General features: G+C 67.1%; 22 protein-coding genes and 1 pseudogene. 7 read left to right on the top strand and 16 right to left on the bottom strand.

Translation table 11 applies throughout. The features are described 5' to 3' along the window. Window positions 1-29 precede the first annotated feature (29 nt). Genes AC10V3_RS29000 through AC10V3_RS28990 form a run of 3 tightly spaced genes read right to left on the bottom strand, consistent with a single transcriptional unit; the run spans window position 30 to window position 2,617 of the window. A complete protein-coding gene (locus AC10V3_RS29000; RefSeq protein ID WP_022538813.1) occupies window positions 30-416 on the bottom strand; it encodes a VOC family protein in 387 nt (128 codons plus the stop codon). A 22-nt stretch (window positions 417-438) separates the two neighbouring features. Beyond that, window positions 439-1,401, bottom strand: a complete 963-nt coding sequence (locus tag AC10V3_RS28995; protein ID WP_022538812.1) for a hydroxymethylglutaryl-CoA lyase — start codon at window positions 1,399-1,401, stop codon at window positions 439-441. Window positions 1,402-1,414: 13 nt separating this feature from the next. Further along, complete coding sequence (locus AC10V3_RS28990) at window positions 1,415-2,617, bottom strand: CaiB/BaiF CoA transferase family protein (RefSeq protein ID WP_041682104.1); 1,203 nt, start codon at window positions 2,615-2,617, stop codon at window positions 1,415-1,417. 224 nt (window positions 2,618-2,841) lie between these two features. Between AC10V3_RS28990 and AC10V3_RS28985 the strand changes: the two genes are divergently transcribed. After that, complete coding sequence (locus tag AC10V3_RS28985) at window positions 2,842-3,744, top strand: LysR family transcriptional regulator (RefSeq protein WP_022538810.1); 903 nt, start codon at window positions 2,842-2,844, stop codon at window positions 3,742-3,744. Between the two features lie 18 nt (window positions 3,745-3,762). Here AC10V3_RS28985 and AC10V3_RS28980 read toward each other — a convergent pair whose 3' ends face one another. Continuing rightward, window positions 3,763-4,656, bottom strand: coding sequence for a LysR family transcriptional regulator (locus AC10V3_RS28980; protein WP_022538809.1), 894 nt, complete (start codon window positions 4,654-4,656; stop codon window positions 3,763-3,765). 87 nt (window positions 4,657-4,743) lie between these two features. Between AC10V3_RS28980 and AC10V3_RS28975 the strand changes: the two genes are divergently transcribed. The 4 genes from AC10V3_RS28975 (at window position 4,744) to AC10V3_RS28960 (ending at window position 8,518) form a co-directional block, all read left to right on the top strand. After that, window positions 4,744-5,412, top strand: coding sequence for an RraA family protein (locus tag AC10V3_RS28975; RefSeq protein ID WP_022538808.1), 669 nt, complete (start codon window positions 4,744-4,746; stop codon window positions 5,410-5,412). A gap of 64 nt (window positions 5,413-5,476) precedes the next feature. After that, complete coding sequence (locus AC10V3_RS28970) at window positions 5,477-6,493, top strand: Bug family tripartite tricarboxylate transporter substrate binding protein (RefSeq protein WP_490923830.1); 1,017 nt, start codon at window positions 5,477-5,479, stop codon at window positions 6,491-6,493. A gap of 53 nt (window positions 6,494-6,546) precedes the next feature. Further along, window positions 6,547-7,194, top strand: a complete 648-nt coding sequence (locus tag AC10V3_RS28965) for a 4-carboxy-4-hydroxy-2-oxoadipate aldolase/oxaloacetate decarboxylase (protein ID WP_022538806.1) — start codon at window positions 6,547-6,549, stop codon at window positions 7,192-7,194. Between the two features lie 352 nt (window positions 7,195-7,546). Then, window positions 7,547-8,518, top strand: a complete 972-nt coding sequence (locus AC10V3_RS28960; protein ID WP_022538805.1) for a Bug family tripartite tricarboxylate transporter substrate binding protein — start codon at window positions 7,547-7,549, stop codon at window positions 8,516-8,518. Here the strand turns inward: AC10V3_RS28960 and AC10V3_RS28955 are convergent. Continuing rightward, window positions 8,410-8,732, bottom strand: a pseudogene (locus AC10V3_RS28955) (hypothetical protein); the annotation flags it as partial. The gene AC10V3_RS28960 and the pseudogene AC10V3_RS28955 overlap by 109 nt on opposite strands. 364 nt (window positions 8,733-9,096) lie before the next feature. Between AC10V3_RS28955 and AC10V3_RS28950 the strand changes: the two are divergent. Continuing rightward, entirely contained in the window at window positions 9,097-9,813 is a 717-nt protein-coding gene (locus tag AC10V3_RS28950) for a PA4824 family protein (protein WP_041681797.1), read from the top strand. Window positions 9,814-9,846: 33 nt separating this feature from the next. Here the strand turns inward: AC10V3_RS28950 and AC10V3_RS28945 are convergent, their stop codons facing one another. The 8 genes from AC10V3_RS28945 to AC10V3_RS28910 form a co-directional block, all read right to left on the bottom strand. Further along, window positions 9,847-10,221, bottom strand: coding sequence for an HVO_A0114 family putative DNA-binding protein (locus tag AC10V3_RS28945; protein ID WP_374063720.1), 375 nt, complete (start codon window positions 10,219-10,221; stop codon window positions 9,847-9,849). A 139-nt stretch (window positions 10,222-10,360) separates the two neighbouring features. Next, entirely contained in the window at window positions 10,361-11,278 is a 918-nt protein-coding gene (locus AC10V3_RS28940; protein ID WP_022538802.1) for a carbohydrate kinase family protein, read from the bottom strand. Window positions 11,279-11,316: 38 nt separating this feature from the next. Then, window positions 11,317-12,957, bottom strand: a complete 1,641-nt coding sequence (gene pgi, locus AC10V3_RS28935; protein ID WP_022538801.1) for a glucose-6-phosphate isomerase — start codon at window positions 12,955-12,957, stop codon at window positions 11,317-11,319. A gap of 24 nt (window positions 12,958-12,981) precedes the next feature. Further along, on the bottom strand, window positions 12,982-14,478 hold the full coding sequence (gene zwf / locus AC10V3_RS28930) for a glucose-6-phosphate dehydrogenase (RefSeq protein ID WP_022538800.1): 1,497 nt from the start codon (window positions 14,476-14,478) through the stop codon (window positions 12,982-12,984). A gap of 39 nt (window positions 14,479-14,517) precedes the next feature. Then, window positions 14,518-15,450, bottom strand: coding sequence for an ABC transporter substrate-binding protein (locus AC10V3_RS28925; RefSeq protein ID WP_041682100.1), 933 nt, complete (start codon window positions 15,448-15,450; stop codon window positions 14,518-14,520). A 70-nt stretch (window positions 15,451-15,520) separates the two neighbouring features. Continuing rightward, window positions 15,521-16,552, bottom strand: a complete 1,032-nt coding sequence (locus tag AC10V3_RS28920) for an ABC transporter permease subunit (RefSeq protein ID WP_022538798.1) — start codon at window positions 16,550-16,552, stop codon at window positions 15,521-15,523. 159 nt (window positions 16,553-16,711) lie between these two features. Beyond that, window positions 16,712-18,274 (bottom strand): sugar ABC transporter ATP-binding protein, encoded by a 1,563-nt coding sequence (locus AC10V3_RS28915; RefSeq protein ID WP_041681796.1) that lies wholly within the window; start codon window positions 18,272-18,274, stop codon window positions 16,712-16,714. Between the two features lie 13 nt (window positions 18,275-18,287). Further along, a complete protein-coding gene (locus AC10V3_RS28910; RefSeq protein ID WP_022538796.1) occupies window positions 18,288-19,556 on the bottom strand; it encodes an ROK family protein in 1,269 nt (422 codons plus the stop codon). 220 nt (window positions 19,557-19,776) lie between these two features. On the opposite strand from AC10V3_RS28910, the gene AC10V3_RS28905 reads away from it, so the two are divergent. After that, on the top strand, window positions 19,777-20,121 hold the full coding sequence (locus tag AC10V3_RS28905) for a hypothetical protein (protein ID WP_022538795.1): 345 nt from the start codon (window positions 19,777-19,779) through the stop codon (window positions 20,119-20,121). A 40-nt stretch (window positions 20,122-20,161) separates the two neighbouring features. Here the strand turns inward: AC10V3_RS28905 and AC10V3_RS28900 are convergent, their stop codons facing one another. From AC10V3_RS28900 to blaOXA, 3 genes are all read right to left on the bottom strand, one after another. Continuing rightward, on the bottom strand, window positions 20,162-20,491 hold the full coding sequence (locus AC10V3_RS28900; protein ID WP_022538794.1) for a hypothetical protein: 330 nt from the start codon (window positions 20,489-20,491) through the stop codon (window positions 20,162-20,164). A 46-nt stretch (window positions 20,492-20,537) separates the two neighbouring features. Beyond that, entirely contained in the window at window positions 20,538-21,089 is a 552-nt protein-coding gene (locus AC10V3_RS28895) for a DUF3455 domain-containing protein (RefSeq protein ID WP_022538793.1), read from the bottom strand. A gap of 206 nt (window positions 21,090-21,295) precedes the next feature. Then, window positions 21,296-22,135: an OXA-1206 family carbapenem-hydrolyzing class D beta-lactamase gene (blaOXA, locus tag AC10V3_RS28890; protein ID WP_490923829.1), complete on the bottom strand. Its 840-nt coding sequence runs from the start codon at window positions 22,133-22,135 to the stop codon at window positions 21,296-21,298. Window positions 22,136-22,272: the final 137 nt, after the last annotated feature.

Genomic DNA, 22,272 nt, shown 5'->3' with positions numbered 1-22,272 from the left:
AGGCCGGGTGCCGCTTGCGCTGGCCCGTCTCAGTCGACCAGTTCCGAAATCTCGATCAGGTTCAGGTCCGGGTCGCGCACATAGACCGAGCGGATCTTCTGCGTGGCGCCGGTGCGCGCCACCGGGCCTTCAACGATCGGCCACTGGCAGCGCAGCAGATGCGCGATCACCTCGTCGAGCGGAACCGACGCGATAAAGCACAGGTCGAGCGCGCCGGGCACGGGAAGGTGGGCCTTGGGCTCGAATTCGGCACCACGCTGGTGGAGATTGATCTTCTGGTTGCCGAAGCGGAAAGCCAGGCGGCCGTTGCCGAAGGTTTCGAGCTTCATCTGCATGACTTCCGTGTAGAAGTGCCGCGTGGCTTCCACGTCGACGCAGGTCAGGACAAGGTGATCGAGATGGTCGATAAGGGACATGATCGTTTCCTCGTGGGATGTTCTAGGCCGCAGGCGCGCGGAAGGCCTGCTGCTCAGGCACGGCATCCGCCGCCGGCATCGGATGCAGGTCAAGGCGACGGCCTGCCTTGAGCAACTGGCTCGGGACGTCGTGGCCGATCAGGCCGGGCAGCCGGGCGGATGCGCCCAGGATCCTCGGCAGGTCGACGCCGGTGTCATAGCCATCCAGCTCCAGCATGTGGACCAGTTCCTCGGTGCAGACATTGCCGGTCGCGCCCGGCGCATAGGGGCAACCGCCGAGGCCGCCAAGCGAAGCGTCGAAACGGTCGATGCCCTGGTCCAGCGCGGCGAGCGTGTTGGCAAGCGCGAGTCCGCGGGTGTTGTGGAAGTGCAGCGTCAGTTCGAGCCCCGGGAATTGCCGGCGCGCGGCCGCGCACAGCGTGCCGACCTGCGACGGAAAGGCCATGCCGGTGGTGTCGCACAGCGTCACGCCGTGTACCCCCAGGTCCGCGAAGCGCTGCATCCAGCCGAGCACCTGCTCCAGCGGCACGTCGCCCTCCATGGGGCAGCCCATCGCCGTTGACAAGGACACATTGATCGCGGTCGGCGTTGCGCGCACGACGCGGATCACGTCCGCGAGCTGCGCGAACGATTGCTCGCGCGACATGCGCAGGTTGGTGCGGTTGTGGCTTTCGCTGACCGACATCACCAGGTTGACCTCGTCGACCTGGCAGGACAGCGCGCGTTCGGCGCCGCGCACATTGGGGACGAGCACGGTATAGACCACGCCCTCGCGCCTGGTAATGCGATGCATCACGGCTTCGGCGTCGCGCAGCGCAGGGATCGCCTTGGGCGAGGTGAAGGAGGTGACCTCGATCTTGGCGTAGCCGCACGCGCTCAGGTCGTCGATCAGCGCGACCTTGTCGTCGGTTTCGACAAACCGGGCCTCGTTCTGGAAGCCGTCGCGCGTGGCGACTTCCTGGATATGTACTCGCTTGGCATGCATGCCGGTCTCCTTGTCAGATGATGCCCGCGGCGCGCCAGGCGGCGCGTTGCGCGGTGCCGATGCCCAGGCCCGCGAGCACCTCATCGGTGTGCTGGCCGAGCGTGGGCGCGGGGTTGGGCAGTTCGCCGGGGGTATCGCTCAGCTTCGGGACGATGCCCGGCAACTGGACGGGCGTGCCGTCGGGCAGTTGCGCGTCGAGGATCATGTCGCGCGCACGGTAGTGCGGATCGCCGGCGATATCGGCGATGTCGTAGATCCTGCCGGCGGGGATGCGCGCGGCATTGAGCGCGTCCAGTGCCTCGTCCAGGCCGCGTTGTGCCGCCCATTCGCCGATGGCGGCATCGAGCCTGCCGACCTGGGCGACCCGGCCGTCGTTGTGCGCCAGCGCGGGATCGTCGCGCAGGTCGGGCCGGCCGATCATCTCCATCAGCCGCCGGAAGATGCCATCGCCATTGCCGGCAACCAGCACGTACTTGCCGTCGGCGCAGCGATAGGCGTTGGTGGGCGCAATGCCCGGCAGGCTGCTGCCCGCCGGCTCGCGCACGGCGCCGAACACCGAGTATTCCGGCAGCAGGCTTTCCATCATGTTGAAGACCGACTCGTACAGGGCGACGTCGACGACCTGGCCCTTGCCGTCGTTCTGCTCGCGGTGGCGCAGCGCCAGCAGCACGCCGATCACGCCATGCAAGGCGGACAGCGAGTCGCCGATGGAAACCCCCACGCGCACCGGCGTGCGGCCGGGCTCGCCGCTCAGGTGGCGCAGCCCGCCCATTGCCTCGCCGATGACCCCGAAACCGGGACGGTCCCGGTAAGGGCCGCTCTGGCCATAGCCGGAAACCCGCAGCATCACCAGGCCCGGATTGAGCGCCTGCAGCCGGTCCCAGCCCAGACCCCAGCCTTCCAGCGTGCCGGGGCGGAAGTTCTCGATCAGCACGTCGCATTGCGCCGCGAGGTGGCGCGCGACGTCCTGGCCTTCCGGTGTGCGCAGGTCCAGGGTGACGGACTGCTTGTCGCGCGACTGCGCTTCCCACCAGACCGAAGTCCCCTGGTGCAACATCCGCCATTTGCGCAGCGGATCGCCGGTGCCCGGCGGTTCGACCTTGATGACTTCAGCGCCGAATGCGGCCAGCATGCGTGCGGCAAACGGCCCTGCAATCAGCTGCCCCAGTTCCAGCACGCGTATGCCTGCAAGGGGCTTTGACTTCGTTCGTTCCATGACCATGGCTCCCACTGTGTGCAGGCGATAGTGGGTCAAAAACCGGCGCTTGATAATCAATGGTTTTTCAACCAACCTTTCCTGTGGGGAAAGGGAAGTACGGCCATTCTGGCGCTGGCCCCCAATTGACAAGCCAAAAGCGCTTCACTAGCCTTTCCGGAATTTCAATGCTGCTGGCCGCGTCAGCCAGGACAACGGGCTCCTGCATGGAGCGAAGGCCGTCCATGATCAATCCCGCCCATTTCGATCTCCAGTCGCTTCGCATCTTCCTGCTGGTGGCCCAGACCGGCGGCCTGACCCAGGCCGCGAACAAGTCCCACATGACGCTGTCGGCGCTGAGCAAGCGGATCGCCGACCTGGAGCGCACGGTGGACTGCGCCCTGTTCCTGCGGGTCCGGCGCGGGCTCGAACTCACGCCCGCGGGGCATGAGCTGGTCCACCATGCGCGCAGCGTGCTGGACCAGGTCAACCGGATGGCGGGCGACATGAGCGACTTCGCCATCGGCGTGCGCGGGCACGTCAAGGTCTGGGCCAATACCTCAGCGGTGATCCAGTTCCTGCCCGGCGATATCGCGGCCTTCCTCGCCGCGCAGCCCATGATCCGCATCAGCCTGGAAGAGCGCCTGAGCCAGGACGTGGTGGCGGCACTGGTTTCCGGCGAGACCGATCTCGGCGTCTTTGCCGACAACGTGCCCGCATATGACATCGAGAAATTTGCCTACCGGCATGACCGCCTGGTCGTGCTGGTGCCTCGCGGCCACCCGCTGGCGACACGGTCCGAGGTGAGCTTCGAGGAGACCCTCGAGCATGACTATGTCGGGCTGAACCAGGGCAGCTCCCTGCTGCAGCGCCTGACCGATGCCGCTTCCGCACTGGACAAGGTCGTGAAGCTGAGGATCCAGGTCAGCAGCTTTGATGCCATCTGCCGGATGATCGAGGCCGGGCTGGGGATCGGAGTGCTGCCGGATGGCGCGGTGCGGCCGGAGCTGTTGGGTACCGGCCTGCAAGCGATCTACCTGTCCGACGCCTGGGCGTCGCGCACGTTGTGGCTGGGGGTGAAGACGGAAGCAGGAATGCTGCCCGAGGCGAAGAAGCTGCTTGATCACCTGCGTGCAGCGGGGGCGTAGCGCACCACGCCCAGTCCTTCAGTCACGCGCATCGGCCTGCAGCGCGGCAAGGAATGAAGATACCAGCGCGCTGTCGTCGCCCTTGCGCGTGACCGCGACAATGGTCGCCGTGCCCTTGAGCCCCGTGATCGGGACAAAGGCGATATCGGAGCGGTTGCCATCGGCCACCGAACGCCCGACCAGCGTAAAACCCAGGCCCGCGGCCACGAGGCCAAGCGCGGTGTGGATCTCGATCGCCTCGTGTCCCGCCACGCATTCCACGCCGGCATCGCGCAGCAGCGCCATCATGTGCGCCGCGAAGCCGCTCTGCGGGTCCTTCGGATACCGGATCAGCGACATCCCGTTCAGTTCGGCCGCGCGTATCGTCTTGCGCCTGCCCAGGCTGCTGCTCGCGGGCACGGCGGCGACGAACGGATCATGGAACAGCGGCGTGTACGACAGGTCCGGCGCTTGTTCGAAGACGCCGACATAGCGCGAGATGCCGATATCGATACGCCCGCGCCTCAACTGCTCCGGCTGGTGTTCCGACAGCAGCTCCAGCAGGTCTACCTTGACATTGGACCGCGCCGCGCGAAAGCGCCGTACCGCAGCGGGCAGGATGCTGAAGATCGCCGAGCGGGTAAAGCCGATGCCGAGCCAGCCGCCGCTGCCCGTTGCAACGGCGCGCGTTTCCTCCTCCAGCCTGCCCAGCATGGTCAGCACATCTTTAGCCCGCGGATAAAGAAAACGGCCCACTGCCGTCAGCGTCATGGGCCGGTGCGTGCGGTCGAACAGTGGCGCGCCCACGCTTTCCTCCAGTTGCGCAAGCTGCATGCTGATCGCCGTCGGCGCGACGAAGAGCCGCTTTGCCGCCTCGGCCGCGCTGCCGGCGTCGACCACCTCGCAAAAGTAGCGGAGCTGCCTTTGGTTCATTTTTTATGAAGTTATATCCAAAAAACGATGTTTGATCTCGTCGTTACTTTACTCGAAACTCCATTGCATCAACACAGGGAGTGAGCGATGACGCAGGAGACACAAGCCGACTGGATCGAAGCAGCGAAGGCACTGACCACCGCTGAGGTTGCCGACGCGCTGGACTTTTTCCGGCTGCCCGGCAGTGCGCACGGCATCGGGCGCATTGCGGGGGCAGGCAAGCTGTTCGGCCAGGCCTATACCGTGCGCTACGCGCCGGTGGATACGGCAGCACCCGGCAGCGTCGGCGACTACCTCGATGAAGTGCCCGCCGGCGCCGTCGTGGTGCTCGACAACGGCGGCCGCACCGACTGCACCGTCTGGGGCGGCATCCTCAGCGCGCTGTCCGCGCATCGTGGCATCGCAGGTACGGTCATCAACGGCGTTTGCCGCGACACGGAGGAGGCCGAGCAGGCCAACTACCGTCTTTATGCCCGCGGCCGCTTCATGCGCACTGGCAAGGACCGGGTGCAGGTGGAAGCGTTGCGCGTACCGGTGAGTCTTGGCGAGGTACGGGTTTGCGCCGGCGATTTTGTCGTCGGCGATGCCGACGGCATCGTCGTGGTGCCGCAGGGCAGGGCGGAGGAAGTGTTCCGCAAGGCGCTGGCCACGCGCGCCGCCGAAGAAAAGATCCTGGCGGCAGCACTGGCTGGCGCAACGCTGTCGGAAGCCCGCCGCCAGCACGGCTACCACACGCTGCAACGCGCCGCCGGCTAAGGCGGCCTTCGGGCCAAAGCCGGCAGTCCGACCGGCGTATCGGCCCGAATCACGGAGACAATCAATGCCCGACACCTTCAACACCCGCGCGATGCGCGGGGACCGCCACGCATTCAATGTATTGTGCGGCGCCATGCTGTGCCTCACCTTTGCCGGCGTCGCGTCGCATGCTCAGGCGGAAGCGGCTTACCCGTGCCCGACCGTCCGGCTGGTCTCTCCCTATCCGCCGGGCGGCACCACCGACATCCTGGCGCGCATCATGGCACCCGGATTGTCCAAGGGTCTTGGCACCACGGTCATCGTTGACAACAAAGGCGGGGCCAGCAGCAATATCGGCACCGAGTTCGTCGCCCGCGCCAAAGCGGACGGTTGCACGGTACTGCTGGGCAATAACACCGGCATCGTGATCAACCGCAATCTCTACAAGCTGAAGATCGACCCGGTGAAGGACCTGGCGCCCGTGGGCATGGTCGCGTCGGTCCCGCTGGTGCTGTATGTCAACCAGTCCGTCCCTGCGAAGACCGCGCCGCAACTGGTGGAGCTGGTCAAGTCGTCGCCGGGCAAATACAGCTATGCATCCGGCGGCAGCGGCAGCCCGCAGCATCTGGCTGGCGAACTGATGAAGCTCGACAAGCATCTCGACATGCTGCACGTGCCGTACCGTGGTCAGGGCCCTGCGCTCAGCGATGTGCTGGCGGGCCAGGTGCCGATTGCGTTCGAAACCACCACGGCACTCGCGCCGCAGCTCAAGTCTGGCCGCATCCGCCCGCTGGCGACCACCGGCGCCCAGCGTGCCAGCACGCTGCCTGACGTGCCGACCATGCAGGAGATCGGCTTCCCCAACTTCGTGATCGAGAACTGGTACGGGCTGTTTGTCCCTGCCGAGACGCCGAAGACATTGGTCGATCGCCTCAACGCCGAACTCAACCGCGTGCTGCACGACACAAGCGTGGCAGCGAAGCTCGCCGAGCTGGGCTCCCGTGATGTCAGTGGCACGGTGGCGCAGTTCCGGTCCTTCATTAGCAAGGAGCTGCCGCTGTGGGAGTCGGTCGTCAAGCGCTCAGGCGCGACCGTCGACTAAGCGCGCGTGGTATCGCCCTGCAATCGCTCCGTTATTCCACTATCTGCATCGCCATGATCCATTCCTCGACGCCACAACAACTCGAACGCCTGAAGGCCTTCGGCACCGCAACCCTGCACGAAGCGCAAGGCCAGAAGGGCGCGCTGGACGGCGGCCTGAAGCCGCTGGACCCGACGCTCAGGATGGCCGGGCCCGCCCTCACCGTGGACCTGCGTCCCGGCGACAACCTGATGGTCCACTACGCGCTGACCAAGGCGCGCCCCGGCGACGTGCTGGTGCTCGACGCCAAGGGCTTTACTGAAGCGGGACCGTGGGGCGACGTGCTGACCCTTGCTGCCCAACAAGTGGGTTTGGCGGGCCTGGTGATCAACGGCGCCGTACGCGACGGCAGTGCAATTATCGAAATGGGCTTCCCGGTGTTCTGCCGCGGGCTGTCGATCAAGGGCACCAACAAGAACCAGCCTGGCAAGGTCAATGTGCCGGTGTGCGTGGGCGGGGTATCGATTGCTCCCGGCGATTTCGTTGTCGGGGACCGTGACGGACTGGTGGTGGTCGCTGCCGGGGAGGTGGAGTCTGTGCTCGCAAAAAGCGCCGAGCGGGAAGAGAAGGAAGACTGGATGCGCCAACAGTTGGTGGAAGGCAAGACCATGGTTGAGTTGCTGGGGCTTGGCGGGACGCTGGAGCGCTTCGGACTTAGCTGAGCAGTAAGCCGGTCGAAATCATCACTGGCACCGCTGTCCGCACATACCCTCGGTTGACGTGGAAATTTATGTGCGTAAAATCAAATTCATAAATATGAATATCGGACGGTGCGAACCCCGGGTCTGCACCGCCGCCGAATGGAGACAGCCATGCCTGGACGCCCCGGTCAGCCTGCGTACCGCCACGCCGTTCCCGACCGCTTTCCGAACCGCATCGGGCGCCCCGCGGCCGTGCCGTCCTTGTCTCCCCCGTTGTCCGCGCCCGGCCGCTGCTGAGCTGCCGGCATTGCTGCACCGCCGCGCGCCGTGCCGGCGCGGGCTATCGACAACCGCCATCCTGGAGACAGCCCCGATGAAACCGAACCTGCGTCGCCGCCTGATGCTGTGCGCCGCCGTGCTGGGCGCCATGCCCGCACAGGCCTGGAGCGATACCTACCCCAGCAAGCCGATCCGCATGGTGGTGCCGTTCGCCCCCGGCGGCGCCACCGATGTGGTCGCGCGGCTGATCTCGCAGAAGCTGGGCGAGGCGCTGAAGCAGTCGGTGGTGGTGGAGAACCGCCCCGGCGCCAACGGCATCATCGGCACCGACATCGTGGCGCGCGCGGCGCCCGACGGCTATACGCTGCTGCTGAACAGCGCCGGCGCGCAGACGCTCAGCCCGCTGCTGTACAAGGCCGGCTACGAGCCGCTGAAGAGCTTTGCGCCGATTTCGCTGATCAGCAATATCGGCTTCGTGATGGTGGTCCATCCTTCGGTCCCGGCGAAGACGGTGCAGGAGTTCGTGGCGCTGGCCAAATCGAAGAGCAAGCCGCTGAGCCTGTCGGCCGGCAGCAGCATGATCGAGCTGATCGGCGCCACCTTCAAATCAACCGCGGGCACGCCCGATATCGTCAGCGTGTCTTACCGCGGCACCGGGCCGCAGATGCAGGCGGTGGTGGCGGGCGAGGTGGACATGACCATCGATCCGTTCAATTCGATGGCGATGATCAAGGCCGGCAAGCTGCGGCCGCTGGCGGTGTTCGCGTCCAGGCGCTCGCCGGCGCTGCCGGACGTGCCGACCATGCAGGAAGCTGGCTTCGACGGCATGGCGTTCAATTCCTGGGCGGGTTTGCTGGCACCTGCCGGCACGCCGAAGGAGATCGTCACGCGGCTGAACCAGGAGGTGAATCGCATCGTGGCGCTGCCGGAGATCCGGCAGCGGCTGGCGGCGATCGACTACGAAGCCGTGGGCAGCACGCCGGAGCAGTTCGCCAGCACGATTGCCGAAGACGCGGCCCGATGGGCCAGGATCGTCAAGGAGACGCAGTACAAGGCGGGTTCGTGAAGCGCTACGCCGCCGCTGATGGCGGCGGCGATCATCACGTAAATCGTGGTGGCCATGCTGCTGCCGGTGTGGCCAGGTGATGATGAACGAGGCAAAGTCGCCGAAGATCGTCACCACGAAATTGGAGCTACCGGCGGGCCGATCGACTGCACGACGTGCCGGGAACAATTCGGAGAACGCCGCCAGGGATCGGGCCGGTGTAGGTGGCGATCAGCGTACTGGCGCACGATCTCGATGGGCGCTCCACCGCAGCCGACTGTACATTGGCTCGGCGCTGGGTCGGGTTGACCAGGCTGCAAGCCACGCATTACACTGCGCTCGGTTTTCACAAGCGGAGCTATCCGTGGACAGTTGTCCCAGTCATTCTCGCGGAAGGGGAGTTCCCCGAGCCGCCATGGCAAGCTGAACAACTGTAGTCTTTTGCTGCAGTATCGCCATGGCGGGCTGTATTGATTGCGGCCGGGCGCCAGCGCGCAGCCGCGCCGTCTTCCTCCTCCTTCCTGTCCTTTGTTTGTCGTGTCACGGCCGGCGTGTATCCTCGCCTGCCACGCCGCTGCTTGTTGTTCAGGAGGGTTGCCATGGTGTGGCACCGGTTTTTCGTTCGTCTTGCTGCAATGGCGGTCCTGGTGGCCGCCGCATCCGGTCCGGCCTTCGCGGCCCGGCCGCTGATCACCGACGATGCGCGTATCGTCGATCCCAAGTCCTGCCAGCTAGAGTCCTGGATGCAGTTCCAGTCGGGCGGCAACGAGTACTGGGCGCTGCCGGGCTGCAACTTCACCGGCAACCTGGAGCTGACGCTGGGCGGTTCGTTGCAGCGGGTCGATGGCGCGTTCGATGCCACCAACGTGCAGTTCCAGGCCAAGACCCTGCTGAAGCCGCTGGAGACCAACGGTTACGGCATTGCTTTGTCAGCGGGCGCCATCCACCATCCCAATGCTGAGCAAAGCAAGCTGTTCGGCAACTTGTATTTGAACGTGCCGGTGTCGTTCTCGTTTGCCGACGACCGCTTTGTCGCGCACCTGAATGTGGGCGCCAACCGCGACACCGAGAACGACCAGAGCCGCATGACATGGGGCATCGGCACGGAAACCCAGCTGCACCCGCGCGTCTATCTGATAGCCGAGACCTTTGGCGAGAATCGCGGCAAGCCGTCGTTTCAGGCGGGGTTCCGCTTCTGGGTGGTGCAGGACCGGGTGCAGGTCGATACCACCTACGGCAATGTGTTCGGCGGCGGTACCGGCGAGCGCTTCTTTACGATCGGGCTGCGTCTGCTGTCGCCGGCGTTCCTCCGGTAGCGGCGAGCACGCCGGCCATCCAGCCGCCCCATGTCAGCGTGCGCTAGTGAAGGCAAGCTCAAGTTCAACACCGCTGTAGTCAACGCGCGGTGCAAGCCTGCGGCGTGGGCCTTGCTCGAAGTGAATCAGGCCGTAGCCCTCCATCGTGCGGAGCGTCCGCGACAGGTTCGACACGGCGCGTCCTGTTTTCACCGACAGATCTTCGAGCGATTCTGGATTCGTTTCGGCGATCAGCGCGAGCAATTGGCGATTGGCTGGGGACAGGACCTTGGCCAGCACGTCCAGCGATTGAAACCAGACCTTGGGCTCATTCTTTCCGGGCTTGAGTTCGCCGCGGGCGATAGCCATGGTGCGGGCCTTGAAGTCTTCCAGTGAGGCGATGCCGATCTTGAGGTTGCCGCTCATCATTCACTCCTTTTGCTGCAGGATCTAACGAAGGGCTTACTTTCTCGAAATCTGGCGCGTATTTAGAGCTTTCCCAAAGGGCATTCCCTACTGGCTCCGGCTTTCCCATAGCTGATCGGCTTGCGGCGCCTGGCGCCGGCCTTCATGCCATAGCAGCCAACAATGCTTCCACTTCCTCGCGCCGCGGCGGATACGCGCCGGCCCAGGTCGCAGCGATGGCCGCCGCGGCGGCAGCCAGCCGCGCCTGCGCCGCAAGGTCGGCCGCGGCGCCGGACAGCACGCCGGCCATCCAGCCTCCCATCGCCGCATCGCCACAGCCGACGGTGTCTGCCACCTCGACGGTCAGCGCGGGCTGCTCGACGGCAACGCTGCCCTTGAGCAAGGTCATGCCATGCGCGCCGCGCGTCAGCATGACAGTGGCATTGGGCGCCATGCCGCGTACGTGCGCCAGTGCTGCGTTGGTATCGAGCGCGGGAAAGAGTCCGGCCAGGTCTTCGTCGGAGATCTTGACGTAGCTGGCCAGCCGCAGCATGTGAGCGAGGACGTCGCCGTAGCCGGACGCGCGCATCAGGTCGCGGAAGTTGGGATCGAAGGCAATCCGCTTGCCCGCCTGCGCGGCCAGCGTGGCTTCTTCGCAAAGCCGTGCCGCCAGCGGCTGGCGCACCAGGCTGATCGAGCCGAAATGCACCACCTCTGCCGCCTGCCGCCAGCCTGCGGGCAGGCGGGCCGGGTCAAAATGCAGGTCCGCGCTGTCATCGCCGACAAAGAAATATTGCGGCGGATGGCGCGACGCAACAAAGGCGAGGAAAGGCGAGCGCGCTACGCGCTGCAGGAAGCGGTCGTCCAGCCCGGCTTCGGCGCTGGCCAGCGCCAGGTCGTCGCCGAACAGGTCCTGGCTCACCGCGCCGGCGAACGCGGTGGCGATCCCCAGCCGGGCGCCGACGCGGGCCACGTTCCAGCAGGAGCCGCCGGGCAGGCCCAGCCAGCTGCCGTCGGGCTGGCGGACCATGTCGGTCAGCGCCTCGCCAAATACAACGTAGCGAGGAAGGGGCATGGACATTGCTGTCTCCTGTGATGTCTTGGTTTTGCGCTGCCCACTCAGCCGGCCACCGCGGTGCGCACCGCCTGTGCCCGGCGGATCAGCGCGGCGGTCGAGGCATCGTGCGCGGCGGCGCTACCTGCCGGTGCGCCTTCCAGCTCGCGCTGGATCGGCCCGGCCAGCTTCTTGCCGAGTTCCACGCCCCACTGGTCGAAGGAATTGATCTGCCACAACGCGCCCTGCACGAAGGTGCGGTGCTCCGACAACGCCAGCAGCGCGCCCAGGTGGAACGGGTTCAGCCGCTGCATCAGCAGCGTATTGCTGGGCCGGTTGCCTTCGAAGACCAGGTGCGGCACCAGCGTTTCATCGGACACGCCTTCGGCGCGTACTTCGTCGGCGGTGCGTCCGCGCAGCAGCGCTTCGCCCTGCGCAAAGCAGTTGGCGAGCAGCTTGGTATGGTGGCCGGGCAGGTCGCAGACCGGTTCCAGCGTGGCAATGAAGTCTACCGGAACCAGTTGCGAGCCCTGGTGCATCATCTGGAAGTAGGCGTGCTGGCCGTTGGTGCCGGTCGTGCCCCATACCACCGCCGCCGAGCCGGCGTCGAGGGTGCGGCCATCCAGCCGCACGGACTTGCCGTTGCTTTCCATCTCCAGCTGCTGCAGGAAGGCCGGCAGCAGTTCCAGCGGTTCGCAGTACGGCGCGACGCAGCGGCTGCCGGCGCCGAGGAAGCTGCGATACCAGACATCGAGCAGGCCGAGGATCATCGGCAGGTTTTGCGCCGGTGGCGCGCCCGCGAAATGCAGGTCCATCGCACGCGCTCCGTCGAGCAGCTGCCGGAAACGGTCGAAGCCGATGCCCACGGCAATCGACAACCCCACCGCCGACCACAGCGAGAAGCGCCCGCCGACCCAGTCCCAGAACGGGAACATATTGGCCGGGTCGATGCCGAATGCGGCCACGGCCTCGCGATTGGTCGACACCGCCACGAAATGCCGCGCCAGCGCCGCCTGGGTTGCGCCCTGATGCAGGAACCAGTCGCGCGCGGTACGCGCATTGGCCATGGTCTCCAGCGTGGTGAAGGTCTTGGAGCAGACGATCACCAGCGTGGTGGCGGCATCGAGCGTGGCCAGCGTGCGGGCGAGGTCGCTGCCGTCGACATTGGCGACGAAGTGCAGGCGCGGGCCGGCGGCTTGCGGGTCGGCCAGCGCGCGGCATACCATGCGCGGGCCCAGGTCCGAACCGCCGATGCCGATATTGACAACATCCGTGATGGCACGCCCGTCGAAGCCCGTCCACGCGCCGCTGCGCACCGCGCCGGCAAAGCGCGCCATCTGCGCCAGCACCCCGGCGACATCGTCACCGACCGCCACGCCGAGCGCGCGATAGCCGTCCTCGGGATAGGCGCGCAGCGCGATATGCAGCGCGGCGCGGTGTTCGGTGGTGTTGACCGCTTCGCCGGCGAACATGGCGTCGCGCCGCTCGCCCACCCGTGCCTGTGCGGCCAGTGCGAACAGCAGCGCCAGGGTCTCGTCAGTGATGCGGTTCTTGGCGTAATCGAGCGTCAGGCCGCAGGCTTCCGCGACATAGCGTTCGGCGCGCGCCTGGCCGTGCGGGCCAGCGAACCAGTCGCGCATATGGGCGCCGCGCAGGGTATCGGCGTGCGTGCGCAGGGCATGCCAGGCGGGTAGGGAAGTGGTCATCTCGGTTCCTCTGCAATACTCGGACTACATCTCTTCATGCCAGGCCAGGCCATCGCGCGACAGCAGGGCGCTGGAGGCCGCCGGCCCCCAGGTGCCGGCGGTGTACAGCTTGGGCGGCGCGGTGGTGTTCTCCCACGCCTTCAGGATCGGTGCGACCCAGCGCCACGCCTGCACCTGTTCGTCGCGCCGCACGAACAGGCCCAGCCGGCCGCGGATCACGTCGAGCAGCAGCCGTTCATACGCGCCGACGCGGCGCACGCGCGGCGCGGCGCTGGTCAGCTGCAGGTCGAGCGAGGCGGGCAGCAGTGCCTGCGTATCGCCCGGCTGCTTGGTCAGGAAATACAGCCGGATGCTTTCCTCCGGCTGCAGCGTGATCACCAGCCGGTTGCCCGGCGTGGTGCCCAGCGGATGCGGGAACAGCGGGTAGGGCACGTCGTGGAAGTGGATCACGATCTCCGCCACGCGCGATTGCATGCGCTTGCCGGTGCGCAGGTAGAACGGCACGCCGGCCCAGCGCCAGTTGGCGATCTCGGCGCGGATGGCGACGAAGGTCTCGGTGCGGCTGTCGGGGGCGATGCCCGCTTCGCTCGAGTAGCCGGGCACGGGATCGCCGCCGGCCGCGCCGCGGCAGTACTGGCCGCGTACCACTTTCTCGGCGACGTCCTCGGGGCGGATCGGACGCAGTGCCTTCAGGATCTTCAGCTTCTCGTCGCGGATGGCGTCTTCAGACAGGCTGGTGGGCGGTTCCATCGCCACCATGCACAGCAGCTGCAGCAGGTGGTTCTGCACCATGTCGCGCAGCGCGCCGATGCCGTCGTAGAAGTTGCCGCGGCGCTCCACGCCGAGTTCTTCGGCAATCGTGATCTGCACCTGCCGCACCCATTCACGCCGCCACAGCGGTTCGAACAGCACGTTTCCGAAGCGCACCGCCATCAGGTTCTGCACCGACTCCTTGCCCAGGTAGTGGTCGATCCGGTAGATGCGGTCCTCGGCAAAGTGGCGCGCCACTTCGGCGTTGATCGCTTCGGACGAGGCCAGGTCGTGGCCGAGCGGTTTCTCCAGCACCACGCGGCTGCGCTCGCCGGCCAGGCCCACGCGCGCCAGCTGCTCGCAGATCCTGACGAACAGGTGCGGTGCGGTGGCGAGGTAGCACACCACCACCGCTGCGGCGCGTGCATTGACCAGTTCGGCCAGCGCATCGAAGCCGCCGTCGGCGTTGGCATCGACCTGCAGGTAGACGATGCGGTCGAGAAAACCCTGCCAGGCCGAAGCCGCCGCGTTGCCGGCCAGTCCCGGCAGCACTTCATCGTTGAGCATCGACAGATACGCGTCATGCGCCAGCGGCTGGCTGCCCAGCGCCAGGATGCGTCCGCGTGGATGTAGCGAGCCGGCGGCGTGCGCGTCGAACAGCGCCGGCAGCAGCTTGCGCCGCGCCAGGTCGCCGGTGGCGCCGAACAGTACGAAATCGAATTCCGGGGAAGCTTGGGGAACCGAAGCGCCGGCAGGGTGGCTGTGCATCATGTCAAAGGAAGTAGAGGGGTGGAGGGGCCGGTCATGCCTTCAGCGCGGCGTGGCCCAGCCTTTGTATTGGCCGACATTGGCGCGCGTCACCAGCGTGGACGGCAGCAGCACGGTCGGGTTGGCGGGGCGCTGGCCGTTCATCATGTCCACGCCGAGCTGCACCGCCGTGCGCGCGATGGCCCACGGGTCCTGGCTGGCCGAGGCCTGCACCAGCGTGTCGGCCTTCAGCGCGGCCTCGATATCCGGCGCGCCGTCGACCGAGGCGATCAGGATGCCGCGGCGGTTGAGCTGGCGCGCGGCCAGGTCCGCGCCCACGGCCTGTGGATCGTTGATGGTGAAGACCGCATCCACCTTCGGGAAGCGCGTCAGGTACAGCTGCATCACGTTCAGCCCGCCTTCGCGCGAACCCTTGGCATCCTGGTCGTCGGACAGGATGCGGATCTGCGGATGCCGCGCAAGCACCGTCTTGCAGCCCTTGACGCGGTCGAGCACCGCCGACACCGGCGGGCCGTTCTGGATGATCACGTTGCCGCGTCCCTTGAGCTGCTCGGCGATATAGCCGCAGGCCAGCTCGCCGGCCTGGGTGTTGTCGGTCTGCACGGTGGCGTCGGCGCCGGCGGCGGCAACGTCGACCGCCACCACCACGATGCCTGCCTTGCGCGCCTTGCGTACCGCCGGCTCGATCGCGCGCGCATCGGCGGCGTTGATCAGGATCAGGTCGACCTTGGCGACGATAAAGCTGTCGATATGGGTGAACTGCTTGTTCAGGTCATAGTCTGCCGACAGCACCGTCACCTTGGCCTGCGGATTGACCTGCCGGGCCGCGGCCTCGGCGCCACGCGCCAGGGCGACGAAATACGGGTTGCCGAGGGAACCCAGTGTCACGCCGACTTTTTTCAGCTGGCGTTGCTGGGCTGGCGCGGACGCAGGCTGCGCCGGCGTCTGTGCCACGGCGGGGAGCGCACACACCATGGCGAGGGTGCCTGCCGCCAGGGCGTTGAGGATGGGTTGGATCACGATCTGTCTCCTGTCGGGCCGACTGTCAGGTACGGGCAGAGCCCTTCTGGCGATAGCGGTCGAGCGCCACGGCGCCGATGATCACCAGGCCCTTGATGATGTATTGCCAGATATCCGACACACCCAGCAGGATCAGCCCGTTGGACAGCACCGCGATGATCAGCGCGCCCACCAGCGTGCCGGCAATGGAGCCGACGCCGCCAACGAAGCTGGTGCCGCCCAGGATCACCGCGGCGATCGCATCGAGTTCATACGACTGGCCCAGCTGCAGCCCGTTGGCCGCATACAGCCGCGACGCCGACATCACGCCGCCCAGCCCGGACAGCAGCCCCGACACCGCGTAGACGAACAGCAGCACCACCCACACCTTGATGCCCGACAGGCGCGCCGCCTCGGCATTGCCGCCGACCGCGTAGATCTGCAGGCCCAGCACCGTGCGGCGCAGCACCACCCACGACACCGCCACCACGGCGGCGGCGATCACCACCAGCCACGGCACGCCCAGCAGGTCGCCGTTGCCAATGAAGGCAAAGCCGATATCCGGGTTGTAGACCGTGCTGTCATTGCCTACCAGGCGCGCCAGCCCGCGCACCGCGGTCAGGCTGCCGAGCGTCACGATAAAGGGCGGCAGCTTCATGAAGGCGATCAGCGCGCCGTTGACCAGGCCGAACAGCAGGCCGCACAGCAGCGCCGCCGGCACGCTCAGCGCGGCGAGTTGCGGCATCAGCGATACCAGCATTGCCACCACCGCGGACACCGACAGGATCGACCCGACCGACAGGTCGATGCCGCCGGTCAGGATCACGAAGGTCATGCCCGCGGCCAGCACCAGGTTGATCGACGCCTGCTGCGCGATGATGGAGAGGTTCTGCAGGCTGGCGAAGTTCTCGGTCAGCAGCGAGAAGCCGAGGCACAGCAGCACCAGCACCGGCAGCATGCCGAGAGCGCGCAGGCGTTCCTGCGTGGTGGCGCGGCCAGTGGCGCCGGCCAGGGCAGGGCGGTTGGCAGGGGCGGCAGCCGCGGCCGCGTGGGCCGTGGGATGGAGGGGATTGCGCATGGTGTCTCCTGATCGCTGAATGTCGGGCCTGTGTCGGCCGGTTTGTCTTGGGGCGGTCGTGTTCGTGTCCGAGGTGGCTTTTGCTATGGCGTTTCCGAAATCGCTTGTTTGCTCCGCTCTCCCACTTCATGGGAGCGGGGAGCAAACAGCCCGCTTCGATTAGTGCAGGGTGGGCTGGCCGGCCCCCGTGGCAAGCGCGATGATCTGCTCCTGCATGGCCGCGGCATCGGCACTGCCCGGCACCTCGCCAACCAGCTCTCCCTCGCGCATCACCAGCACGCGGTCGCACAACCCGACCACCTCTGGCAGTTCGCTGGAAATCAGCAGCACCGCCACGCCGGAACGCGCCAGCTCATTGATCAGCCGGTAGATCTCCGCCTTGGCGCCGATATCCACGCCGCGCGTGGGCTCGTCCAGGATCAGCACGCGCGGCCGCGTTTCCAGCAAGCGCGACAGCATCACCTTCTGCTGGTTGCCCCCGGACAGCGACCCCACATTGATCTGCGGATGCGCCACGCGGATGCCGAGCGACCGGATCGCCGAGGCAGTGCGTTGCCGCGCGCTGGCGCGGTTGAGGCGCCCGCCGCGCAGCGCATCGCGCGCCGCTACGATCAGGTTGATGTTCTCGTGCACGCTCTGGTCCAGGAACAGGCCTTGCAGCTTGCGGTCCTCGGTCAGGTAGGCGATGCCGGCATCGATCGCCTGGCGCGGGCTGGTGACGGCCAGCGGCGTGCCGGCGACGAAGACCGCACCCTCGGTGCGCGCATCGGCACCAAAGACCAGCCGTGCCAGTTCGGTCCGGCCGGCGCCGACCAGCCCGGCCAGGCCCAGTACCTCGCCGGCGCGCAGGTCGAAGCTGCACGCGCGCACGCGGCGGCCGTCGGTCATATTGCGTACGGACAGCATGATCTCGCCCGGCTCGACCTCGCCATGGGTGCGGGTGTAGAAGCCGGACAGGTCGCGCCCGACCATCATCTTGACCAACGCGGCCCGCGTCAGCTGCTCGCGCTCCAGGGTGCCGACGAAGCAGCCGTCGCGCAGCACGGTGACGCGGTCGGCCAGCTCATCGATCTCTGCCATGCGATGGCTGATGTAGATGATCGCCATGCCTTCGGCGCGCAACTGGCGGATCAGCGCGAACAGCCGATCCGTCTCGCGCGTGGACAGCGGCGTGGTGGGTTCGTCCATCACCAGGATGCGGGTCTCGAAATGCACCGCGCGGGCGATCTCCACCAGCTGGCGCTGCGCGATCGACAGCGTATGCACCGGCGTCTCCGGCGTGAAATCCGCCCCCAGCCGCGCCAGCGTGGCCTCGCAGCCGCGCGCCATGCCGGCGCGGTCGACCATGCCGCGGCGGTGCAGGTGGCGGCCCAGGTAGATGTTCTCGGCCACGCTCAGGTTGGGCGCCAGGCTCAGCTCCTGGTAGATCACGGCCACGCCATGCGCGCGCGCCGTGGCCGGGCCGTCGATCTCCACCGGCGCGCCGCCGATGCGGCATTCGCCGCCGCCATCGGCGATATAGGCGCCGGACAGGATCTTCATCAGCGTGGACTTGCCCGCGCCGTTCTCGCCCATCAGCGCATGGACCTCGCCGGCATGGACGGTGAGTTGCACGTTGCTGAGCGCCTTCACGCCCGGGAAGGTCTTGGAGATATTGCGCAGTTCGAGCAGGGGAGCGGGGCCGCTTGCCTGCGCGGCGTGCAGGTGCGGCGGCAGGGGCATCGCCCCCATGGCTTCAGACAATGGCATGGCTTGCCTCCGGAACGATGGCGGACGCACCCCGAAGCAGTTCGGCGCGCGGCGAGAAGTTCATGAACATCGGCAGCGATGCGGCACCGACCGCGCCGGCGTTGGCGCCAAAGCAGCCGCGTACCACCGTGGCGGGGGCGCGCGCTTCGGGCGCGCTCTCGTCCAGCGCCTGCTGCAGGCGCGCGATCAGCGTGGGCACCAGCCCGCCGTCGATATCCGCGTCGAAGATCACCAGCGGCACGTCGAGTACCGCCAGCGCGGATTGCAGCGCGGGGGCCAGCGCATCGACGCAGTCGTCGATCCATTCCTCGACCGCCGGGTGGGCCAGTTCGACCTGGCGCTGCAGGTCGGCGTGCCCGTTGACCGTCACGCCGTGGTGGCGCAGGTGGCGCGTCAGCGCGTTGAGGGAAGCGCGCGATAGCAGGATGTCGCGTCGCCTGCCGTTGCCGGCCACGGCGGGCGCCGATGACAGCGTGCTCGGGGGCACCGGCATCATCGCGATATCGCCGGCATTGCCGGACACGCCGCGCACGCAGTCGCCGTTGAGCACCACGCCGCCGCCGATGGCCGGCCCGAGGAACACGTAGAGGAAGTGCTGGGCGTGATGCCGGCCGTAGAACAGTTCGGCCACCGCGGCGGCGGTGCCGTCGTTTTCGCTGAAGACGGGCAATCCGGTGGCGGCGTTGAGCATCGCCGGGAAGTCAGCCTGGTCCCAGGCGCGAAAGCTGGCCTGGAAGGCCTCACCCTGCACATCGAGTTCGCGCAGCCAGGCGCCCAGGTTGTACGGCTGCGCCACGCCGATGCCGAGCAACCGCTTCTGTTCGGCGGCGCTGAGCAGGGCGCGCATCTCCGCGATGTCGTGCCGCACGGTCTCGAGCGCCTGGTCGGGGTGGGGCAGCACCAGCTGATGGGCGCGGCTGGCCAGGATATGGCCGGCAAAGTCCACCATCACCACTTCTATGCTGCCCCGGTCCAGCCGCACGCCGATGCCGAAGGCCCCCTTGGGCTGCAGCCGGATCAGGCTGGCAGGCTGGCCGCGCTGGCCTTCGGTGCGGCGCCCGGCCTGCTCGATCAGGCCTTCTTCGGCCAGGGTCTGCACGATGCTGCCGACCGCCGTGTTGGTCAGCTGCGCCATGCGCGCCAGGTCGGCCTTGGAGGCCTCGCCGGCGCGGCGCAGTGCCAGCAGCAGCGCGCGTTCGTTATACAGGCGCAGGCTGGCGGAATTCACGCCACGGCCCGCTTTGGATGCGGTCATCTTGTCTCCGTCCTGTCGGCTCGCTTCAGGGGCGAGCGGTATTAATTAATTCATGCTGAATTAAATGATACCGGGGCCCAGAACTCAACCACGGGAAAACCCGGAGGGCGTATTCGCCTCATGAGCCGTTCCGGGCGGCGGGGCGCGCCCGCCGCCGCCTTGCGTGCAGTCACGGCGGCGGCTAGCGTGGAAAGGCAACGACTGGCAACGGGGAGCCCCAATGAAAGCCCGTGCAGAACCCGGCAACTGGAGCCACTTCTATATCCTCGACAAAAGGAACCGGCCGGTTCAGGTAGCCGGCCGCGAAGAATGGCAACGCTGGATGGAGGAGAACGACCCGGTATTCCGCCGCACCGTGTTGGAGGACAGCGGCGGCACCACGGTCACCACGCGCTTCCGGGGCGTCGCCGAGGCGATGGGGAATCCGGTGCTCTTTGTCACGCGCGTGACGGGCATGGGGGAACAGGACAACGAGAGCTTTGGGTCGCCCACGCTGGAGGCCGCGCTGACGCTGCATGAGGAGATCGTGCAGAAGCGGTTGAGGCAGCTGACAGGTAAGGCCTAGCGGTGGCCCGTTCGCAGCGCCGGGGCCGCCGCCGTGTGGCTTACTGCTTCGACATCTGCGTGACGAAGTACCCGCCGGTGCCGGTGCGGCCGGACATCACCAGCGTGTGCTTGTAGCGCGTGTCCTTGGTGACCAGGATGCTGCTATCGGCCGGCATGAACCGGATCGCGGCATAGCCCGTGTGTGGCAGGCAGGCCGACAACCCGCAGGAAGTTGTCCCGGGCTTTGGCGGCGTACCCGCCACGACATCCACGACATAATGATTTTTGGCCGAGCCAGGCTCCGCCAGCGTCACGGCGCCTTGCAGCGTGCAGACCCGGGTGCCGCTGGTATTGGTGCCGGTGAGGCTGCCGGCTTCGTCGATTTGCATCTCGAACGCGTCCTGCTTCCAGCTGCCGGCGATCGCCCGGCCTGCCTCAGGCCGCCGCCTTCCAGAACAGGTAATCGGCCTGGTACCGGACCGTCTGCGTAGCGCCGCTGTTGGCCGCGCCGCAGGCCGCTGCCGGTGCAACCCCGCCGCGGGTGGCCACGCGCTGGATATACGTCACGCCGGTCATCATGCCGCTGCCTTGCGCCGGATTGGCCTTGACCAATTGATGGGGGATATTGCCATCTCCGCCCGGCGCGATCGCAACCTGGGTGGCGGTCACCTTCGATCCGTCGTTCGACTCCCAGGTGGCCGGCGGGCCGTAGTACTTGCCGACGGGCTTGCCGCCGCGGTCGCTAAGTACGGCGTCGGGGCCCACGAAGGCCCATTCGAACTGGTCGCCGGCATTGGCTTTGGGCCGGCACATATAGCGCAGCTCGCCGGTGCCGACCGTCTGCATGGCGAGCTGGTGCCCGGCAGGTACCCGGATGGTGTCGGCAACCGCGGGGGCGGCCATCATGCCCCCGTGGCGCATGTCGCTGGCACAGGCGGCGAGCGCGACGCAGGCGGAAAGCGGAACAAGCAGGGTGGGGCGGATCATGGTCTGGCTCCTGGTTTGGCTAGGGTGCACGCAGCCGGCAGGCTGCATTGGCTTGTACTCACCAGCCGGCCGTTTGGATGCGGCCGGCGGCAAATATTTCTGCAACCAGCGGGCTGAGACCGGTCAGGCGGTCTGTATATGTCTCTTGGCCTGAATTTCATCGCCGTCCTACCGTTCCAGGCAGCCCGTGCCAGGAAGCGCCCGCCTCAGTCTGACAGCGCACCCGCTTGCCGCAGCGCGGCGCGTGCAATCTCCATCCGTGCCTTGGCATGCTCCGGCCGCACCAGGTCCAGGTTGAGCGCAAAGAGGTAGTTGTCGCCACCGCGTTCGACCCAGCCGACCAGCCAGCCCACCGCAGGCTGCGCCGAATCCGCCCAGCCGGTCTTGGCATGCAGCGTGTAGCCGGCGCCGCGTTCCATCACCGTGATGTCGTCCACGGCCGCGAACGTGGCCGGGGAGAACGGCAGCGTGCGCTGCACCAACCCCTTCAGGAAGTCGATCTGCTGGTAGGCCGAGATCCGCAGCGTGCCGTTGAGCCAGAAGCGGTCGACCGGCCCGGAGCTGTCGGCATTGCCATAGTGCGATGCGCTCAGGTAGCGTCGGTACGCCGCGCTGCCCACCCGCCGTGCCAGCGCCTGGTAGGCGGGAACGCAGGAGTTGGGAAAGGCCACGCGCAGCGGCACCTCGGCGTTGCATGCCTCGGGCAGGATGGCCTTGCCGCCGACCAGCCAGACCTTGCCGTCCCATGGCAGCTTGTCATGGTCGACATCGGCGACGGCGCCGCTTTCCAGGCCGATCAGCGAGTTGAGGATCTTGAAAGTCGACGCCGGCGAGTACTGCGTGGCAGCGCGTTGCGGGTTGTACGTCAGCATCCGGTCGCGCCGCAGGTCGTAGATGACCATGGTGCCGGCGGTGCCGGTCTCGCGAAAAAGTGGCGCGGCTTCCAGGGGGACTTCCTTCGGGGCTGCGACAGCGGCGAGGGTGGAAATCAGCAGGCCGAGGCCGACGGCCACCGGTGTCAACAAACGGGCGAGGCGATGGTTCATGGCAGTGGAGAGTTGGAGTTGAGTGGCAATCCGGGCCCGGACCGTGGTGCGCAGCATAGGAGAGCGCCCAGGCAACGCCAACCGGCGCCGCTGTAACTTGCGTAACATGCCGGGGTCGCGCCACCAACACGCCTGAT

The sequence above is a fragment of the Cupriavidus sp. PB-02 genome (assembly GCF_058252315.1).
The sequence above is the reverse complement of the archived record's forward strand: the minus strand, read 5'-3'. Positions and strand labels throughout refer to the sequence as shown.

Coding starts and splice junctions, on each gene's coding strand:
- AC10V3_RS28965 (WP_022538806.1), top strand. CDS start 6,547: ATGATCCATTCCTCGACGCCACAACAACTCGAACGCCTGAAGGCCTTC.
- AC10V3_RS28975 (WP_022538808.1), top strand. CDS start 4,744: ATGACGCAGGAGACACAAGCCGACTGGATCGAAGCAGCGAAGGCACTG.
- AC10V3_RS29000 (WP_022538813.1), bottom strand. CDS start 416: ATGTCCCTTATCGACCATCTCGATCACCTTGTCCTGACCTGCGTCGAC.
- blaOXA (WP_490923829.1), bottom strand. CDS start 22,135: ATGAACCATCGCCTCGCCCGTTTGTTGACACCGGTGGCCGTCGGCCTC.
- AC10V3_RS28940 (WP_022538802.1), bottom strand. CDS start 11,278: ATGTCCATGCCCCTTCCTCGCTACGTTGTATTTGGCGAGGCGCTGACC.
- AC10V3_RS28960 (WP_022538805.1), top strand. CDS start 7,547: ATGAAACCGAACCTGCGTCGCCGCCTGATGCTGTGCGCCGCCGTGCTG.
- AC10V3_RS28905 (WP_022538795.1), top strand. CDS start 19,777: ATGAAAGCCCGTGCAGAACCCGGCAACTGGAGCCACTTCTATATCCTC.
- AC10V3_RS28950 (WP_041681797.1), top strand. CDS start 9,097: ATGGTGTGGCACCGGTTTTTCGTTCGTCTTGCTGCAATGGCGGTCCTG.
- AC10V3_RS28920 (WP_022538798.1), bottom strand. CDS start 16,552: ATGCGCAATCCCCTCCATCCCACGGCCCACGCGGCCGCGGCTGCCGCC.
- AC10V3_RS28995 (WP_022538812.1), bottom strand. CDS start 1,401: ATGCATGCCAAGCGAGTACATATCCAGGAAGTCGCCACGCGCGACGGC.
- AC10V3_RS28895 (WP_022538793.1), bottom strand. CDS start 21,089: ATGATCCGCCCCACCCTGCTTGTTCCGCTTTCCGCCTGCGTCGCGCTC.
- AC10V3_RS28980 (WP_022538809.1), bottom strand. CDS start 4,656: ATGAACCAAAGGCAGCTCCGCTACTTTTGCGAGGTGGTCGACGCCGGC.
- zwf (WP_022538800.1), bottom strand. CDS start 14,478: ATGATGCACAGCCACCCTGCCGGCGCTTCGGTTCCCCAAGCTTCCCCG.
- AC10V3_RS28990 (WP_041682104.1), bottom strand. CDS start 2,617: ATGGAACGAACGAAGTCAAAGCCCCTTGCAGGCATACGCGTGCTGGAA.
- AC10V3_RS28970 (WP_490923830.1), top strand. CDS start 5,477: ATGCCCGACACCTTCAACACCCGCGCGATGCGCGGGGACCGCCACGCA.
- AC10V3_RS28910 (WP_022538796.1), bottom strand. CDS start 19,556: ATGACCGCATCCAAAGCGGGCCGTGGCGTGAATTCCGCCAGCCTGCGC.
- AC10V3_RS28915 (WP_041681796.1), bottom strand. CDS start 18,274: ATGCCCCTGCCGCCGCACCTGCACGCCGCGCAGGCAAGCGGCCCCGCT.
- pgi (WP_022538801.1), bottom strand. CDS start 12,957: ATGACCACTTCCCTACCCGCCTGGCATGCCCTGCGCACGCACGCCGAT.
- AC10V3_RS28985 (WP_022538810.1), top strand. CDS start 2,842: ATGATCAATCCCGCCCATTTCGATCTCCAGTCGCTTCGCATCTTCCTG.
- AC10V3_RS28900 (WP_022538794.1), bottom strand. CDS start 20,491: ATGCAAATCGACGAAGCCGGCAGCCTCACCGGCACCAATACCAGCGGC.
- AC10V3_RS28925 (WP_041682100.1), bottom strand. CDS start 15,450: ATGGTGTGTGCGCTCCCCGCCGTGGCACAGACGCCGGCGCAGCCTGCG.
- AC10V3_RS28945 (WP_374063720.1), bottom strand. CDS start 10,221: ATGATGAGCGGCAACCTCAAGATCGGCATCGCCTCACTGGAAGACTTC.